General features: G+C 66.2%; 18 protein-coding genes. 8 read left to right on the top strand and 10 right to left on the bottom strand.

From position 1 onward, the window contains the following. Window positions 1-31 precede the first annotated feature (31 nt). A complete protein-coding gene (locus tag ACLV8F_RS04165) occupies window positions 32-1,381 on the top strand; it encodes a D-amino acid dehydrogenase (RefSeq protein WP_411882985.1) in 1,350 nt (449 codons plus the stop codon). A gap of 17 nt (window positions 1,382-1,398) precedes the next feature. Here ACLV8F_RS04165 and ACLV8F_RS04160 read toward each other — a convergent pair whose 3' ends face one another. Next, entirely contained in the window at window positions 1,399-2,349 is a 951-nt protein-coding gene (locus ACLV8F_RS04160) for a helix-turn-helix transcriptional regulator (protein WP_411882984.1), read from the bottom strand. Window positions 2,350-2,486: 137 nt separating this feature from the next. Here ACLV8F_RS04160 and ACLV8F_RS04155 point away from each other — a divergent pair, with 137 nt between their 5' ends. Next, entirely contained in the window at window positions 2,487-3,005 is a 519-nt protein-coding gene (locus ACLV8F_RS04155; RefSeq protein WP_411882983.1) for a hypothetical protein, read from the top strand. An 18-nt stretch (window positions 3,006-3,023) separates the two neighbouring features. Beyond that, a complete protein-coding gene (locus ACLV8F_RS04150) occupies window positions 3,024-3,659 on the top strand; it encodes a LysE family translocator (protein ID WP_411882982.1) in 636 nt (211 codons plus the stop codon). Here the strand turns inward: ACLV8F_RS04150 and ACLV8F_RS04145 are convergent. Beyond that, window positions 3,656-4,081: a VOC family protein gene (locus ACLV8F_RS04145; RefSeq protein WP_411882981.1), complete on the bottom strand. Its 426-nt coding sequence runs from the start codon at window positions 4,079-4,081 to the stop codon at window positions 3,656-3,658. The two genes, ACLV8F_RS04150 and ACLV8F_RS04145, sit on opposite strands and share 4 nt — an antisense overlap. A 99-nt stretch (window positions 4,082-4,180) precedes the next feature. Between ACLV8F_RS04145 and ACLV8F_RS04140 the strand changes: the two genes are divergently transcribed. Together ACLV8F_RS04140 and ACLV8F_RS04135 are read left to right on the top strand one after the other, a co-directional pair. Next, window positions 4,181-4,738, top strand: a complete 558-nt coding sequence (locus ACLV8F_RS04140) for a flavodoxin family protein (protein WP_411882980.1) — start codon at window positions 4,181-4,183, stop codon at window positions 4,736-4,738. A gap of 152 nt (window positions 4,739-4,890) precedes the next feature. After that, complete coding sequence (locus ACLV8F_RS04135; RefSeq protein WP_411882979.1) at window positions 4,891-5,121, top strand: hypothetical protein; 231 nt, start codon at window positions 4,891-4,893, stop codon at window positions 5,119-5,121. Window positions 5,122-5,144: 23 nt separating this feature from the next. On the opposite strand, the gene ACLV8F_RS04130 is transcribed toward ACLV8F_RS04135, so the two are convergent. Continuing rightward, entirely contained in the window at window positions 5,145-6,059 is a 915-nt protein-coding gene (locus tag ACLV8F_RS04130) for a M14 family zinc carboxypeptidase (RefSeq protein ID WP_411882978.1), read from the bottom strand. 56 nt (window positions 6,060-6,115) lie between these two features. Between ACLV8F_RS04130 and ACLV8F_RS04125 the strand changes: the two genes are divergently transcribed. The 3 genes from ACLV8F_RS04125 (at window position 6,116) to ACLV8F_RS04115 (ending at window position 8,798) form a co-directional block, all read left to right on the top strand. Then, complete coding sequence (locus ACLV8F_RS04125; RefSeq protein WP_411882977.1) at window positions 6,116-6,634, top strand: flavin reductase family protein; 519 nt, start codon at window positions 6,116-6,118, stop codon at window positions 6,632-6,634. Window positions 6,635-6,698: 64 nt separating this feature from the next. Then, complete coding sequence (locus ACLV8F_RS04120; RefSeq protein ID WP_411882976.1) at window positions 6,699-7,595, top strand: DMT family transporter; 897 nt, start codon at window positions 6,699-6,701, stop codon at window positions 7,593-7,595. 9 nt (window positions 7,596-7,604) lie between these two features. Next, window positions 7,605-8,798, top strand: a complete 1,194-nt coding sequence (locus ACLV8F_RS04115) for a pyridoxal-phosphate-dependent aminotransferase family protein (protein WP_411882975.1) — start codon at window positions 7,605-7,607, stop codon at window positions 8,796-8,798. A gap of 137 nt (window positions 8,799-8,935) precedes the next feature. Here ACLV8F_RS04115 and ACLV8F_RS04110 read toward each other — a convergent pair whose 3' ends face one another. The 7 genes from ACLV8F_RS04110 to ACLV8F_RS04080 all read right to left on the bottom strand — a co-directional run bounded on the left by ACLV8F_RS04110 (window position 8,936) and on the right by ACLV8F_RS04080 (window position 16,797). Beyond that, window positions 8,936-9,748 carry an SDR family NAD(P)-dependent oxidoreductase gene (locus ACLV8F_RS04110; protein ID WP_411882974.1) on the bottom strand — a complete coding sequence of 271 codons (813 nt, stop codon included), beginning with the start codon at window positions 9,746-9,748 and terminating at the stop codon, window positions 8,936-8,938. Window positions 9,749-9,805: 57 nt separating this feature from the next. Continuing rightward, on the bottom strand, window positions 9,806-10,549 hold the full coding sequence (locus ACLV8F_RS04105) for an SDR family NAD(P)-dependent oxidoreductase (protein ID WP_411882973.1): 744 nt from the start codon (window positions 10,547-10,549) through the stop codon (window positions 9,806-9,808). Window positions 10,550-10,585: 36 nt separating this feature from the next. Next, window positions 10,586-11,515 (bottom strand): branched-chain amino acid ABC transporter permease, encoded by a 930-nt coding sequence (locus ACLV8F_RS04100; protein WP_411882972.1) that lies wholly within the window; start codon window positions 11,513-11,515, stop codon window positions 10,586-10,588. Window positions 11,516-11,602: 87 nt separating this feature from the next. Further along, on the bottom strand, window positions 11,603-12,955 hold the full coding sequence (locus ACLV8F_RS04095) for an ABC transporter substrate-binding protein (protein ID WP_411882971.1): 1,353 nt from the start codon (window positions 12,953-12,955) through the stop codon (window positions 11,603-11,605). Between the two features lie 31 nt (window positions 12,956-12,986). Continuing rightward, window positions 12,987-13,892 (bottom strand): NAD(P)-dependent oxidoreductase, encoded by a 906-nt coding sequence (locus ACLV8F_RS04090; RefSeq protein ID WP_411882970.1) that lies wholly within the window; start codon window positions 13,890-13,892, stop codon window positions 12,987-12,989. A gap of 62 nt (window positions 13,893-13,954) precedes the next feature. After that, the gene (locus tag ACLV8F_RS04085) at window positions 13,955-15,898 is read right to left on the bottom strand and encodes a bifunctional 5-dehydro-2-deoxygluconokinase/5-dehydro-2-deoxyphosphogluconate aldolase (protein ID WP_411882969.1); all 1,944 of its coding nucleotides are present in this window, start codon (window positions 15,896-15,898) and stop codon (window positions 13,955-13,957) included. Continuing rightward, on the bottom strand, window positions 15,895-16,797 hold the full coding sequence (locus ACLV8F_RS04080) for a MurR/RpiR family transcriptional regulator (protein WP_411882968.1): 903 nt from the start codon (window positions 16,795-16,797) through the stop codon (window positions 15,895-15,897). Before ACLV8F_RS04080 ends, ACLV8F_RS04085 begins: the two co-directional genes overlap by 4 nt. Window positions 16,798-16,977 lie beyond the last annotated feature (180 nt).

Here is a 16,977-nt window from a genome sequence, read left to right as displayed (position 1 = left end):
CGCACACTTGGACGCAGTAAAGGGGTCAGCCATGAAAGTTGTAGTTTTGGGCGCGGGCATCATCGGCGTGAGCACCGCCTGGCATCTGCTCGAGCGCGGCCATGAGGTCACGGTGGTGGACCGCCAGCCCGACGCGGCGCTGGAAACCAGTTTCGGCAACGCGGCGCAGATTTCCGTCAGCTATTGCGAGCCCTGGGCCAACAAGGACGCGCCGCTCAAGGCCCTCAAGTGGATGTTCCGGGACGACGCGCCGCTGCTGTTCCGCCCGCAACTGCCTTTCGGCGAAGGCTGGCAGCAGTGGCGCTGGGGCCTGCAGTTCCTGGCGCAGTGCAACGACGCCGCCTTCGAGCGCAACGTGCAGCAGCTGGTGGCGCTGGGCGCCTACAGCCACGCCGCGCTCAAGGACGTCGTGAGCGCCACCGGCATCGAATACAACCGGCTTGAGCGCGGCATCGCGCACTATTTCACCGACCAGAAGACGTTCGACACCGCTGGCGAGGCCGCGGCCCTGATGCGCAAATTCGGCGTGGCGCGCCGCGTGGTGAGCACCGCCGAACTGCTGGCCATCGAGCCGGCCTTCAAATCGTTCGCGCACCGCATCGTGGGCGGCACCTATACCGCCAGCGACGAAAGCGGCGACGCCCGCGTCTTCACCCAGGCGCTGGCCCAGCGCTGCGCCGACCGCGGCGCCCGCTTCCTTTACGGCCATGACATTGAACGGCTGGAAAAAGCGGGCGGTGCGATCCATTCCGTCGCCGTGCGGCCGCGCACCATACGCGGCAAAAATGAAGAGCTGGTCCAGCTCAAAGCCGACGAAATCGTGGTGGCCTGCGGCTCCTACACGGCGCCGTTGCTGCGCACGGTGGGTGTCGACCTGCCCATCTACCCCGGCAAGGGCTACAGCGCGACCTTCAAGCTGCTCAAGCCGGAACTCGCGCCTTTTGTCAGCACCATCGACGACGAAGTCAAATGCGCGATGAGCCGGCTCGGCGACCATCTGCGCGTGGCCGGCACCATCGAGGTCGGCGGCTACGACCTCTCGCTGGACACGCCGCTGGCCAAGGCCCGCTGCAAGATGCTGGCCGAGCGCATCGAGGAGGTGCTGCCGGGCGTCTGCGACACCCGCCTTGAAGAACAAGGCGGCACGCCGCATTTCTGGGCCGGCCTGCGCCCCGCCACGCCCACCAACATCCCCTACATCGGCAAGACCAGAATCGGCCGGCTGTGGGTCAATGCCGGCCACGGCACGCTGGGCTGGACGCACGGCGCGGGTTCCGGCAAGGCGATGGCCGAACTCATCAGTGGTGAAGTGCCGGCCATGGATTTCGGCTTCTACGGCCAGGACCGGGCCGGCGAGCGGCTGCAAACCAAAGCCGCCTGATTCCGGCTTCCTGAAAGTCAGGCGGCGTGCTGCGCCAGTGTGCGCTGCGCGTGCTCGCGCAAGGCCACGCGCAACTCGGCCGGTTCCTGGATGTCGAAGGAAAACGACAGGCGCATCAGCTGCCGCGCGAACCAGCCCAGGTGGTCGGTCTGGCTGTGCAGCAGCACACCCTCCTCGCTGGGCTGGAACACGCCGACGCTGTCGGGCAATTCCATCTGCGCGGTCTGCAGGTCGGTGTGGAGCAGCAGCCGCACCGTATTGCTGCGCGGCATGGTGGCCAGCCCCAGCGCCAGGTGCTGCACGGCGTCGAAATCGGCCGGCGGCGTGAACACCACGTTGAGCGCCTTCACTTCCCGCACCCGGTCCAGCCGGAATGAGCGCAGCGCGCCGCGCAGGTGACACCAGCCCGCCGCATACCAGCGGCCGCGGCGAAACACCAGGCCGTAGGCGTCGAACTCGCGCTCGGTGACCTCGCCCTCGGCCGACTGGTAGGCCATGTGCACGCGCTGCCAGCCGTGCGCGGCGGCGCTCAGGGCCAGCAAGGCGGTGTTGTCGCCGGGCGCGTCGGCATGGCGCAGGTCCAGCGTCACCGTCTCGCCCAGTCCGCGTATGCGGTTTTTCAGGTTGTGCGGCATCACGCGCTCGAGCTTGGCCTGCGCGCTCTGCGCGGCGGGCGCGGCCTCGGCCAGCCCCAGGCTGCGCGCGGCCAGCAGGCCTATGGACAGCGCCAGCGCCTCATCGTCGGTGAACATCATGGGCGGCAGCTTGAAACCGGCGATCAGGCTGTAGTAGCCATAACGGCCGCGCTCGGCCACCACCGGGATGCCCAGGTCTTCGAGCTTGGCGATGTAGCGGCGCAAGGTGCGGCCGTCCACCTCCAGCCGCCGCGCCAGTTCGGCGCCGCTCATGCGCCCGTGGGATTGCAGCAGCTCCAGCACGGTCAGTACACGGGTGGTCGGTGAATACATGGCGAAAAGTCTAGTCTTTAATCAGGGCCGAAATAGCCCTATTACATTTTTAGACTCATTTTTCACCGGCCCAGCCGGACCATTTACGGGGAATCCCCGGGCATCCATTCCAGGCGCCAAAAGCGCTTTTCAACACCATGAGCACCACCACCCTGAGCCAATCCCCGGAAACCGCCCAACTCAGCGACGGGCGCCACGACTTCAACTTCATCACCGGCCGCTGGCTGGTCGGCAACACACGGCTCAAGAAGCGCCTGGCCGGCTGCACCGACTGGGAGCGCTTCGAGGCCGTGCAGGACGGCGCGCTGCTGCTGGACGGGCTGGGCAATATGAACGACCTGGTCGCCGACGGCAACCGGTGCATAGGCATGGCGCTGCGCTTTTTCAGCCCGCAGACCCGGCTCTGGAGCATTTATTGGGTCAGCCACAGCGACGGCCTGATGCAGCCGCCGGTGGTCGGCGCGTTCGCAAACGGCACAGGCCGCTTCGAGGGCAACGACACGCACGAGGGCCGGCCGGTGCGCGTGCGCTTTACCTGGTCGGGCATCACGCCGCGCAGCGCGCGCTGGGAGCAGGCCTTTTCCGAGGACGGCGGCCGCAACTGGGAAACCAACTGGGTGATGGAGCTGACCCGCCCGGCCTACTCCGCAGCGTAAGACCAGGAGATCCGCCCCATGGACCCCTTCGCGCACCTGTGGCTGTTCTTCCTGATGGTGCTGGGCATCATCATCCTGCCCGGCATGGACATGGCGTTTGTCATGGCCAGCTCGCTGACCGGCGGGCGCCGCGCCGGCCTGTTCGCGGTGGGCGGCATCGTGGCCGGCGGTGTCTGCCACGTCGTGGCCGGGGCCCTGGGGCTGGGCATTTTGCTACAGCTGGTGCCGGGCATGGTCAACATGATGCTGCTGGCCGGCAGCCTCTACATTGCCTGGATAGGCTGGTCGCTCACACGCAGCACCTCCGTGTTTGGTGGCTTGCCGGAGGTGCAAGCGCAGTCACCGTGGCGGACTTTCAGGCAGGCGGCGCTGACCTGCCTGCTCAATCCCAAGGCCTACCTCTTCATGCTGGCGATTTTTCCGCAGTTCCTGCGGCTCGAATACGGCTCGTTGTGGGTACAGGCGCTGGCGCTGGGCCTGATCATCGCGCTGACCCAGACCGGCATCTACGGCGCGCTGGCACTGGCCGCCGCCGGCGCGTGCCAATGGCTGGCCGACCGGCCGGGCGCCAGCGTGGGGATGGCGCGGACGGTCGGTGGCGTGCTCATCGCATGCGCCGCCTTCACTGCCTGGCAGGGCTGGCGGCAGTTCTAGCCTGGCTTGCGGCCCGCCGGCCAGGCCGGGCCTTTCAATTCCACCGTGTTGCCTTCGGGATCATTGAGGTAGATCGAAGGCCCTTCGCCTTCGGCGCCATAGCGCGACTCCGCCTTGCCCGCGTCAACGCCATGGGCCGCCAGGTGCCGGTGAATGGCTTCCGCGTCAAAAGGCTCCACACGAAAGCACACATGGTCGACGTTGCGGCCTTCCTTGCCGGGCGCCGCGCCGCCGGCCAGCCCCAGCTTGCCGTCCACCGGCACCAGATCGACCAGCGAGCGCCCGGCGCGCAGCTGCACCAGGCCGATTTCGTCCTGCCGGCGCTCGACGGTGCAGCCCAGCGCCTCTGTATAAAACTTCATCATTGCGCCCAGGTTCACCACCCTGAGGACGATGTGGTCGATGTCGCGGATATGGATCATGGGAAAGCGCCCCTAAGCGTTTGTGGGTGAATTCATTCTGGCACGCGGGCCCCGACCCCGCGCAAGCAAAGGGCGGCGCCTGCCGCTACCATGGCCGCCATGACGACCAAGCCCCACTTCCTTTTCCTCACCACCTCCACGCGCGAACCCGGCGCGCTGGGCAACACCGAATGGCTCGCGCAGCAGGCCGCCGCCGCACTGCCGGCCGGCACGCCCCAGGCCTGGCAGCATTTGTCGCGCATGCAAATGCCGCTGTTCGTGGACCAGCGCCACACCACGGGCCAGTACCCCATGCCCGGGGGCGACATGAAAACCCTGCTGGACGCGACCATGGCCGCCACCGACATCGTGTTCGTGGCCCCGGTCTACTGGTACAGCATCCCGGCGCCGCTGAAAATTTACCTGGACCACTGGAGCGCCTGGATGCGCGTGCCCGGCCTGCCCTTCAAGGACGAGATGGCCAAAAAGACGCTGTGGCTGATCACCACCAGCGGCGACCGCGCCAAGGCGCAGCCCATGGTCGATTCGATCCGGCTGTGCGCGCAGTTCATGGCCATGAACTACGGCGGCGAGTTGTGGGGCCAAGGCGGGCCGCCCGATGCGGTCAAGGCCGACGCGGCGGCGGTGGCGCAGGCTGCCACTTTCCTGGCGGCCTGAAAGCCCTGGAAAGCCGCCTTGAAGTGGCTTTCTCCTACAGGCCCTGATTTGCCGGGCTGACAGGGCCGGCGCGATGGGGCGCGCAAAGTCCTGGCATGAACCCCAAGAACACTCCCCTGAACAGCGACAAGCAAGCGGCGGCTAGCAAAGGCATGCCAGCCAAAGAGCCGCGCGAGCAGCGCTCACGCCCCGGGGAAGCGAATACGCCCAAAGACGACTCCGTGGAAGCCAGCCTTGAGTTGCCGCACGAGCGCGACCAGGCGGTGGACATGACGAACGCCAAGCCCAACCCCGTCGTCGAGCAGGCAGGCCGCGACGTGAAACGCGGCGTCAAGGACACCAGCAAAAGCGTGGAAATGGACCGCGCCTACAAAAAGCTCTGAAGAGCCCCGCCCTGCGAGAAATCTCAGGGCGCGCGGTGAGAAGTTTCGGGCGTGGTGCGGGCGGCGGCATTGCCCTGCACGGCGATGCGCTCGCTCGTCCAGCGCAACAGGTCCAGCCACATCTGGCGCATCTCGGCATCGAGCGGCGTGCGCATGGAGTTGGGCAACTCGATTGTGACGACCGGCACGCCTTTGTGGATGCCGCCGTAATTGCCCAGCGAACCCGGGAAGATGCCGACCTGGTCCAGGTACAGCCGCCCCAGCCGGGACGGCGGCACCGACGGCCCGTCGAAGTCGAGCACACCGTAAGGCGCGTGGATGCTGACGATGAGCTGGGGCTTGAAGCTTTGCATCTGCTCGTGCAGGAAGCGTGATTCGGGTTCGGACAGCGGCTTGGGCCCCGGCCAGCGGCGCGGATCCTTGCCTGTGCGTTTTTCCCAGTAGATTTTGGCGTCGCGCTCCCAGTTGGGCGTGGGGAAATTGCGGTTCAGGTCCACGCCGTGCGCATTGACGCGGCGCGGCGGCCTGGACAGAACGCCGTCGGGATTGAGCACCGGCACAAAACGCCAGTGGATCACCTGGGGTGGGTCCTGCGGCGGCTGCGCGGCCAGTTTGATCCAGTGCAGGGCCACCGCGCCGGAGGACAGCTCGTCGCCGTGGATAGCGCCCAGCACCAGCACACGCAAGGTGGCGTTTTCCGGCTTGATGTCTCGCACCCAGAGCACCTGCCCGTTGACCGAGCGCCCACCTGAGGGCTGCAGCTGCGCCGCGTCGCACAATTCGCGCTTGACGTTCGGCAGTTTGGCGGAAAACTCGACACAAGGTGAGGCGGCTTGGGCGCCTGACGCTATTAAATACGTAGCTGACAGGCAGAGGGCAAAACGGCGGAACGTCATGCCAGCCAGTTTAACCGCCGCTGCCACGGCCTCTGTGTTCATGGGCTCTGAACCCTGCCGCCGGCGCGTCTGCAGCGCATCAGTTAAATTAGCCTTCTATGCCGACCCCCGCCAACCCTCGCAAAGCGAGCAGTCCCGCCTTTTCGCAGCGGGAATTCCGGGCGTCGCTGGCGATGTTCGCCACCGGTGTCACCATCGTCACCGCGCGCACGCCAGCCGGCGTGCTGGTGGGCCTGACCGCCAACTCCTTCAATTCGGTGTCGCTGCAGCCGCCGCTGGTGCTCTGGAGCCTAGCGCAGGCGGCCGGCTCCATGCCCGCGCTGAGCACCGGCTCGCACTACGCCATCAACATCCTCGCGGCCGACCAGAAGGCGCTGGCCGAACAGTTCGCCAGCGGGCGCGCGGATCGCTGGGACGGCGTGGCCCACACCGAGGGCGCCAGCGGCGCGCCGCTGCTGGACGGCGCGGCCGCCCACTTCGAATGCTTCAACCGCAGCCGCTATGAAGAAGGCGACCACGTGATTTTCGTGGGCGAGGTCGAGCGCTGCGGCCACCGCGCGGGCGCCTCGCCGCTGCTGTTCCACGGCGGCAGGTTTTACACCGAGCATCCGCTGTAACGAACGCAAGGCGCCTGCCTTTGGCGCCACAGCGTCCCCGCCCGAGCTTCCAGATTCTTCACCCATGACACGCAAAACCCATCTCGACACCCTCGCCATGTCCCTGCTGCTGGGCTGCTGCCTGTTCTGGGGCCTGCAGCAGGTGCTGATCAAGGCCACCATCAGCGAAATCCCGCCCATGTTCCAGGCTTCGCTGCGCCTGGTCGGCGCCACCGCCCTGCTGTGGCTCTGGTGCCTGTGGCGCAAGATCCCGCTGTTTCGCCGCGACGGCTCACTCAAGGCCGGGCTGCTGGCGGGCGCCCTCTTCGGCGCGGAATTCGCCTGCATTTACGTGGGCCTGCAATACACCAGCGCCTCGCGCCTCACGGTGTTTTTATATACCTCGCCTTTCTGGGTCGCGCTGCTGGTGCCGCTGTGGGTCAAGTCCGAACGGCTGCGCGGCCTGCAATGGGTGGGCCTGCTGTGCGCGTTTGCCGCCGTGGTGTTCGCGTTGCGCGAAGGCTTCACCGGCGACCACGCCTCGACCGCGCACGGCGACCTGCTGGCGCTGGCCGCCGGCATGCTGTGGGGCCTGACCACGGTGGTGATACGCGCCACCAAACTCACCAGCATCTCCCCCGAAAAATTGCTGTTCTACCAGCTGGCCGTGAGCGCGGCCGTGTTCCCCTTGCTGTCGCTCTACCTGGGCGAGCAATGGTCCTGGCACTTCAGTCCCTTTGCCGTCACCTCGCTCGCGCTGCAAACCGTCATAGGCGCGTTTGCCAGCTATCTGGCCTGGATGTGGATGCTGGGGCGCTACCCGGCCACCAAGATTTCGGTGTTTGTGTTTTTCACGCCGCTGTTCGCGCTGCTGTTCGGCGCGCTGTGGCTGAAAGAAAGCGTGACCACCGGCCTGCTGGTGGCGCTGGCCACCGTGGCGGCCGGCATCGTGCTGGTCAACCGGAAGCCGGCTGGCGCATAATTTTCCGGCATGACGCCCCACAAACGCATCCCCGGCCACCGATTCCTCCACTCCCCCGGCCCCACGCGGGTGCCCGATGAGGTCATGGATGCGATGCGAAGGCAGCCCATGGACCTGGCCGACCCCCGGCTCGACGGCGTCATCCAGGCCTGTGAAACCGGGCTCAAGGCGCTGCTGCAAACCTCCAGCGCTGACGTATTCCTGTACGCCTGCAACGGCCACGGCGTCTGGGAGGCCGTGATCGCCAACCTGCTGTCGCCTGGCCAGCAGGTGCTGATTGCCGGCACCGGTCACTTCTCCGAATCCTGGGCCATACAAGCCGAAGCCATGGGCGCGCAGGTGCTGCGCACACCGTGGCGCGAGGGCTACCCGATCGACGTGCCGGCGATTGAAGCCGCCCTGCGCGCCGACACCGCGCAGACCATCGTGGCCGTGTTTGTCGTCCACACCGACACCGCCAGCGGCATGACCAGCGACCCGGGCCTGGTACGGCAGGCGCTGGAAGCCGCGGCCCACCCCGCGCTACTGGTGGTGGACGTGGTCGCGTCACTGGGCGCGGCGCCTTTTTCCATGGATGCGCTGGGCGCCAACGTGGTGCTGGGCGCCTCGCAAAAAGGCCTGATGGTGCCGCCCGGCCTGGCCTTTGTTGCCGCGGACGCCGCCGCGATGAAGGTGGCTGCGGCCAATCCCTCACCGCGCTTTTACTGGGACTGGGCACGGCGGCAAAGCCCGCTGAGCTACCGCAAGTTCTGCGGCACGCCGCCGCAAACCCTGCTCTACGGCCTGCAGGCCGCGCTGGGCCTGATCTTTCATGAAGGCGTGGAGGATGTCATCGCGCGCCACCGGTTGATCGCCGATGCGGTGCATGCCGCCGTCGAGGGCTGGAGCGAGGGCGGCGCGCTGTCGCTGTTTGTGCGTGAGCCGGCGGCGCGTTCTGTCTCCGTCACCACGGTGTCCGTCAGCGCCGGCATTGACCCCGAAGCCTTGCGCTCGGTTGCGCGCGAGCAGTTCCAGGTTGCGATTGCGGGTGGACTGGGCCCGCTGGCGGGGCGCACGTTTCGCATCGGCCACCTGGGCGACATGAACCCGGCCATGATCCTCGGCTGCCTGGCCGGCGTGGAAGCTGCGATGCGGGTGCAGGGCATTCCCATCGGCAGCGGCGGCGTGCAGCATGCCGTCGCGGCCCTGGCAATCAAGCGCTGACTCCGGAACAGGTTCTCTCTTCTCTAGAGCTGCTCACAAAACCCAGCGAAGCGGTCCTGGCTAGGCGCGTCGCCGCAGACAGTGCTGAAGGCACGGCAAGGCGGCGCAACAACGCCTGGAGGGTTTTTGAGCGGCTCCTACTGCGAGGCGGTGATGCCGCCGTCGAGGTACAGCACCTGTCCGGTCACAAAGCGCGACGCAGGCGCCGCAAAAAACACCGCCGCACCGGCCACGTCCTGCGGGTCGGCCACGCGGCCCAGAGGGATGCGGTCCAGCACCTGCTTGCGTGTCTCAGGATTCTCCAGCCAGTGGCGCGCCATCTCGGTTTGCACCACCGTCGGCGCGATGCCGTTGACGGTGATGCCGTGCGGCGCAAGTTCACTCGCATGCTGGCGTATCAGCATGACCAGGCCGCCTTTGCTGCTGCTGTAGGCCGAATAACCGCGGCCGCGCAAACCGAGCTGTGCGCGCACTGAGAGCAAATGCACCTGCGCGCCGCCCTTGCCGCCTTCAATCTGTTTTTTCGCCGCGGCCTGCGCGAGGAACATTGCCGCCTTGAGGTTGACCTGCAGCACTTCGTCAAAGGCTTCTTCGGTCACCTCCAGCAAAGCCTGCTCGCGCTGCATGCCGACGCAGTTGACCAGGATGTCGAGCCTGCCCCACTGCGCGGCCACCTTGTCGACGGAGGCCTGCATGCGCGGCACCGAATGCGCGTCCATGGCAAGGCCCATGGCCTCGTGGCCCGCCGCCTGCAAGGCCGAGGCCACGGCCCGCGCCTTGGCCTCGTCGCGGCCCGAGACCGCCACGCGCGCGCCGGCCATGGCCAGGCCCCAGGCAATCGCCTCGCCGATGCCGCCGTAGCCGCCGGGCACATAGGCGGTTTTGCCGCGCAGGTCGAACAGGCCCGTCAGGGCTGTGCTGAAGTCGATGGAAGGTGTGATGCTGCTCATGGATGGCGAAATTGTGGGCGCAAAGCGCGCGGGCGGCGAAAGGGCTTTCCCTCACTCTCAATCCATCAGCAGGCCGCCATTGAGGTCGATGATTTCGCCGGTGATGAAACCCGACAGCGGCGAGGCCAGGAAGCGCACCACGTGCGCGAACTCCTCGGGCTCGCAGAAGCGGCCGACCGGGATGTCTTTCAGCAGCTTCTGGCGCTGCTCCTCATTGAGCTGTTCGGTGATCATGGGCGTCTTGACGTAGGCCGGCGCGACGGCGTTGGCCGTGACACCGAAGGGCGCGAGTTCGCGCGCCAGCGAAAAGGTCAGCGAACTCATCGCGCCCTTGGACACCGAATAGGCCGTGCCCGCCGTCAGCCCGCCGGTCTTGGCCGCCAGCGAACTGGTGTTGATGATGCGGCCGAAGCGCCGCGCCTTCATCGCCGGCACCACCTGCTGTGCGAGGTAAAACGCGCCGTCCAGGTTGGCGCCCAGCACGCGGCGCCATTCACCGGCCTCGGTGGCTTCAACCTTGTTGTTGGAAAGGATGCCGGCATTGTTGACCAGGATGTCGACAGCGCCCAGGGCTTCGACGATGAGCGCATGGCCCTCGCTCACGGCGGCAGGGTCGCTGATGTCAAACGAGAAGGGCAAGGCGCGCGGCCCGAGTTCACCGGCCAGCGCGCGGTTGCGCTCGTGGCTTACGTCGACCATCGCGACCTTGCAGCCGTCCTCGAGCAAGGCCTTGACGACGGCCAGGCCCATGGTGCCTGCCGCACCCGTGACCAGCGCGACTCTATCTTGTAGCGGTTTCATTCAAATACTTTCTGCGATTAACAGTGACAGGGGGCGTCAGGCATCCAGGACGCTTTTCTTCCCGAAGAGACCGCGCGAGCGGAAGGTGACCACGGCGATAAACAACAAATACATGGACATCAACGACCACTCGGATGCATAAGATCCCGTGAGCCCCACCACCATGCCGACCATCAACCCCGCAATCACCGCACCCCACAGCGAACCCACGCCGCCCAGCACGATGATCAGGAAGGCCGGCACCACCGCATCCACACCCACATGCGGGCGTATGCCCCAGATGGGCGCCATGACGACGCCGGCAATGGCCGCCAGCGCCACACCCAGGCCGAAGACGAAGAGGCGCAGGCGCGACAGGTTGATGCCCAGGGCGCGCACCATTTCGCTGTCATGCGCACCGGCCTTGATGATGGCGCCGTAGGGCGTCTTCTGCAAAAACACCCAGAGCAGCACGATCATCAGGATGGCGAAGCCGCTGGCGAAGAAGCGGTATTTCGAATAGACCAGGTCGCCCATCAAAAAGGCGCCGGAGATCACCTCGGGCAGCATGATCTGCTTTTCCGACGAGCCCCACACCAGGCGTATGCCTTCCTCGATCACCAGCGCGGCGCCGAAGGTCAGCAGCAGGCCATAGAGCGGGTCGCGGCCGTAGGTGCGCCGCATGCACAGCTCCAGCAGCATGCCGAAAATGCCGACAAAGACAGGCGCAAAAATCAGCGCCACGCCGTAGCGCGTGCCCAGCGGCAAGGTCATGTACCAGGCCTGCAGGTTGGGGAACATGCCCAGCTGCGGCGCGATCAGGAACAGCGCGAAGTACATGCCCAGCGCGAACAGCGAGCCGTGCGCGAGGTTGATGGTTTCCATCACCCCCACGATCAGCATGAAGCCCAGCGCGATGAGCGCGAACAGCAGGCCCAGCGAGACGCCGTTGACGAGGTGCGGAATAAGCTGAAACAGGAAATCCATGTCGGTCTTTATAGGTTGTAGGCCAGGCAGTCAGGGTCCGTAGCCTGGCGTAGCGGCACAGGACCCGTTGCATGACTGCGGGCTGTTTCAGACTTCGTAGCTGGGCGTCGCTTCGTAGCTCTCGAGCTTGCAGGCGCCGGTGGCGTCCTTGTCCATCACGTCCTTGGGCTCGGCCTGCGTGAGGATTTTGAAGATGTCGTCCTTCTCGGCGGGCTGGTCGTTGTAGCTGGCCATGTAAATCGTCTGCTGGCACTGGTGGGTGACCGGGTCCATCCACGCGTCGTAGTGCTGCAGGCGGTCGGCCGCGCTCATCTTGCGGCCTTCAAGTTTCTTGATGACCGCGATGTTGTTGGTGGTGCCGGCTTCTTCCACGCAGCGCAGCAGTTCGCGCGTGGCCATGTAGCCGTTGTGGTACACATTGCCCGGCACGCGAATCGCCATGCCCGGGAACTGCTTCTGGTAAGCCGCGACGAATTCCTTCACGCCGGGCAGGTTCAGGCGCCAGTACCAGGTGGTGCCGAAGACGCCGAAGATGGCCTCGGGGCCCAGGCCGTAGACGTCGGGCCAGTCCTGCTGGTTGTTGATCCAGGCCATGCTCTGGTTCATCTTGAGCTGCACCACCTGCTGGCGCAGCGCCTTGATGTCGTCGCCGCCCACCGCCGTGGCCACCACGTGGGGCTTGAGCTGCTGCAGCTTGAGCAGGTAGGACGAAAAGTCGCGGGTGTTCTGCGGCACCAGCAGTTCTTCCACAATCTTGCCGCCGTTGGCTTCGACGATGGCGCGCGTCGCCTTGGAAGTGGTGTGGCCCCAGACGTAGTCGTTGGTCAGCAGCACCCAGTTGCGGCCGCTCGCCTTGATGGCGTTCTTGACGATGGCGTTCGAGAAGTTGGTGCCGTTGCCGTCCCAGACGAACTTGGTGCGGTGGCAGTCCTTGCCGGCTTCGGTCGGGCTGCTGGAGTTGGTGTTGAAGAAGATCGTGCCGTACTTCTGCGCGACCTGCGAGATGGCGTTGGACACGCCCGAGTGCACCGCGCCTATCAGGAAGGAGGCTTCGTTGCGCGTGATCATGCGCTCGGCCACGCGCGAGCCGGTGGCCGGCGTGGTTTCGGTGTCGATGTGGATGGCCTCGATGCGCCGGCCCAGCACGCCGCCCTTGTCGTTGAATTCCTTGATGGCCATCATGGCGCCCAGGCGCTCTTCGGCGCCCGAGGCCGCGTACAGGCCCGAGGCGTCCATGGTGAGGCCAATGGTCAGCGGTTTTTTCTGGCCGGTCTGCGCCCAGGCGTGGTTGTGTTTCCAGGGGCCCATGAAGGGCGCCGCGCCGTACAGGCCCGCGCCCACCAGCGCCAGGCTGGAGTGCTTGAGCAGCGCGCGGCGCGAGGTGGCCTTGCTGTCGGGTGCCGGTTCAGGGCTTGTGTCGTTGTTCTTGATGTCGCTCATGGTTCTTGTCTCCTGCTTGTTAAGGGGTGGTTTAACGGGGAACGATCTTGACGTCGTTGAGTTTTTCCTGTGCTTCGAAAAGGGAGGCGATCAGCTTGTCGCCGAAGCCGGCGTTGCTGGCCTGGATCAGGCTCTGGTGCGTGGCCTCGCCCATGAAGCTGGCGACGGGCAGCATCTCGGCCAGGTGGGTGTAGTAGCGCAGGTCCTTCTGCGCGTTGGCGATACCGAACTTGAAGCCGGTGACGTCGCCTTCCTTGAGCGTCTTGGTCGCCATCATCTGGAAGATGCCGCAGTTCACGCCGCCGGCCGAGATCACGTCATAGAGGCGGTTCAGGTCCAGCCCGCTTTTGGCCGCGACCGCGAAGGCCTCGGCAATCGACGCCGCAAAACTCATGGCCATCATGTTGTTGACCAGCTTGAGCACATGGCCGTGGCCGGGCGGGCCGACGTGGAAGATGTTTTCGCAGAAGGCCTTGAGCACCGGCTCCAGCGTCTTGAAGTCTTCCGGCTCGGCGCCCACCATGGTGTTGAGCCGGCCTTCCTCGGCCTCTTTCGGCGTGCGCGCCAGCGGCGCATCGACCAGCTTGATGCCCTTGGCCGCGAGGTCGTTGCGGATGCGGGTGCTGGAGGCCGGCTCGGCCGTGGAGGTGTCGACCACGATCAGTCCCTTGCGGCCGCCCTCGAGCAGGCCGTCCTTGCCGTAGACGATCTCCTCGACCTGGGGCGAGCCCGTGACGCAGATGAACACGATGTCGCTGGCCTGCGCGCATTCGGCGTTGGTCTTGGCTTCCTTCGCGCCGGCGGCGACCAGGTCGGCCAGGTTGTCGCGGTTGCGGTTGACCTTGAAGGTCAGGCCGAAGCCTTTGGCCAGCAGGTTTTTGGCCATGCCGTGGCCCATCATGCCGATGCCGATAAATCCGATTCTGGGGGTGCTCATGTTGTCTCCGTCCTCTTTCTCTTTGTTGCTTGTTTGATTGATTGATCCAGGGATGCCGGCGCTCAGTTCACGGCCTCGGCCGCGCCCGCGGGGGCGCCCACCGGTTTGCCCGCGCGCGCCTGGTCCCACAGCACGATCAGCCGCGCATAGCGCTCGGCAATGTCCTTCACGACCGCCGCATCGTCCATGGCGCCGGAAAACCAGCCGTTCGCGGCGTCGGCAAAAATCGAACGCCCCACCGCGAAGCCGCGGCAGATGGCGTGCGGCGCCGCGATGCGAAAGCTCTGGTCGAGTTTTTCCTCGCTGGCTTCCAGGCCCAGCACCAGCACGCCGCGGCAATGGGCATCGTGCTGGTGGATGACCGTGGCGGTCTTTTCCCAGCCGGCCGCGCTGGCGGCGGGCGGCAGCTTCCACCAGTCGGGGAAGATGCCGGCCTCGTAAATCTGCTCCAGCGCCAGCGGCACGGTGTCGTCGTCGCAGGGCATGTCCTTGGGCGGAATCACCTCGACGAGGAATTCGTGGAAGCTGTCCACCGCGGCGCGCTGCAGGTCGGCCAGCTTGGCCAACTGGGCTTCGCGCAGGGCCGGCTTGTCGTGCGGGTGGTAATACACCAGGCATTTGGCGACGTGCTCGCCGGGCCAGGTGCGCATCGCCGCGCCCAGGCCGGCGCCGGCTTCGAACTGCAGCGGGCGCGAGCCCGGCAGCTCGACCGGCCGCGCCACCCACCAGCCCTTGCCGGTGACCGAAGGAAACACGTCTTCGCCGAAGCGGCCGTCGACGATCACGCCCACACCGGCGCGCTGGGCCGCGCCGCGGCGCGCGCCTTCGGCGATCAGCGCTTTGAACGGCGGTATGCGATCGTTGCCCGCGCCGTGGCGCGCGGCCAGCTCTTCCAGCTGCATGCGGTGGTCGAAGGCCAGGATGACCAGTTCCTCCCAGCGGCGCGTGCGCGTGCTGGCGCGGTGCAGGTGTTCAAGCTGTGCGTCTTCGCGCAGGCGGCGTGTGGCCGAGCCGTGCACCAGGAAGAACTGCAGCTCTTCCCAGCTGGCCATGGCCGGCGCGCAGCCGTGGCGCGAGACCACCAGCGCGCCGCAAGCATTGGCATAAGCGCAGCAGCGCGTGAGCGGCTCGTCGCGGATCCAGCCGCGCAGGAAACCCGACATGAAGGCATCGCCTGCGCCCAGCACGTTGTAGACGTCGACCGGAAAGCCCGGGCCTTGCAAACCCTTTTCCAGCGAATCGGGAATCTCGCCGTCGAACACCACGCAGCCCATGGGCCCGCGCTTGACGACCAGCGTGCCGGCCGTGAGTTCGCGCAGGCGGCGCAAGGCGGCCAACGTGTCGGTGCTGCCGCCGGCGATATGGATTTCTTCCTCGGTGCCGACCACCAGGTCGCACTGGCCGATGATGGTTTGCAGGTGCGCGCTGACCTCGCCCGAAGGCACGAAGCGCTGCTCGCCCATGCCGGGGCTGGTCAAGCCCCACAGCACGGGGCGGTAATCGATGTCCAGCACCACGCGCGTGCCGGCGGCTTTGGCCAGCGCCATGGCGCGGGTGCAGCTTTCATAGGTGAGCGGCTGCGACAGGTGCGTGCCGGAAATCAGCAGCGCCTTGGACGAGGCGATGAAGGCCGCGTCAAAGTCGTCCGGGCTGATGGCCATGTCGGCGCAGTTGTCGCGGTAGAAGATCAGCGGGAAGGTGTCGCGGTCCTGGATGCCGAGGAAGACCAGCGCCGTGAGGCGCTTGGGGTCGGTGGCCACATGGCTCACGTCCACACCTTCGGCCGCCAGGGTTTCGCGCACAAAGCGGCCGTTGTGCTCGTCGCCCACGCGGGTCAGCATGGCGGGTTTGAGGCCCAGGCGCGCCACGCCCACGGCGGTGTTGGCAGGCGAGCCGCCCAGGTATTTGGTGAAGCTCTGCATGTCTTCAAGGCGGCCGCCGATTTGTTCGCCGTACAGGTCGACCGCGGCGCGGCCCACGCAGATCAGGTCCAGCGGGCGGTTCATGCGGCCCCCTTGCGCACGGCCTTCACGGCAGTCTTCGAAGCCTTGGCCGCCGGCTTGCCCCTGGCCTTGGCCGGGCTTTGCTCGGCCAGCTGGTGGCCGGTGCTGACCACCAGCGCCTGCGCCAGGCACAGCGGCGCGACCAGCGAGCGGAAAGGCTTGGACGAATCGTCGGCCAGTTCCAGGCAGACCTTGGCCGAGGCCTTGAGCGGCGACAGCGGGCCGTCGGTGATGGCGATCACCGAGGCGCCCATCTTGGCGGCGATGGCGGCGGCCTCGATGACGTCGGGCGAGTAGTTGCGAAAACTCGCGGCGATCAGCACGTCGCCGGGCTCAATGGAGCGCAGGCTTTCGCGCAGCATGCCGCCCATGCCGTCGAGCAGGTGGGTGCGCAGCTCAAGCTGGCTCAAGGCATAGGCCAGGTAGCCGGCCACCGGGAAAGCGCGGCGCTGGGCCAGCACGTGGATGCGCGAGGCAGAAGCCATGAGCTTGACGGCGGCCTTCAGGTCGGCCTGGGCAATGGTTTCTTCCAGGTGGCCGAGTTCGGCCACCGATTCACCGACCAGCTGGTGCAGGATGCCGGCGGGCGCGCGCTCGCCGTTGACCTGCTTGCGGCGCATCTGCTCGATGCGTTCGCGGTAGCTGTCGGAGCGCTCCAGCAAATGGCCGCGAAACACCTGCTGCATTTCGGAAAAGCCGCCGTAGCCCAGCGCGTTGGCGAAGCGGATCATGGCCGACGGCTGCACCTCGGTGGCCTCGGCCACCGTCGCCACCGTGCCCAGCGCCAGGTCGTTGGGCTGCTCGAGCGCGAAACGCGCGATGCGCTGCAGCTGCTTGGACATGTCCGGGTAAGTCCGGCCAATCAGCGCTTTCAATTCTTCGTAGGTTGTTGCAGAGTCCATGGTCATCGGTTGCCTCGGGAATGCGGCTGGGCCGCTTGGGCTTGCACAGCATCAAAATAGAATAAATGTTCTTGCATGTTTTAATAATAGAACGTACATTCTGTTTTGTCCAGCACTTATTTCAAGTTTTCTTTCCAGGTTTGTCCAGTCCCATTCCACATACCAACTACCAAGAGACAC

Origin of the sequence: Polaromonas sp. YR568, assembly GCF_943369675.1 — a bacterium.
Classification (GTDB): domain Bacteria; phylum Pseudomonadota; class Gammaproteobacteria; order Burkholderiales; family Burkholderiaceae_C; genus Polaromonas.
The sequence above is the reverse complement of the archived record's forward strand: the minus strand, read 5'-3'. Positions and strand labels throughout refer to the sequence as shown.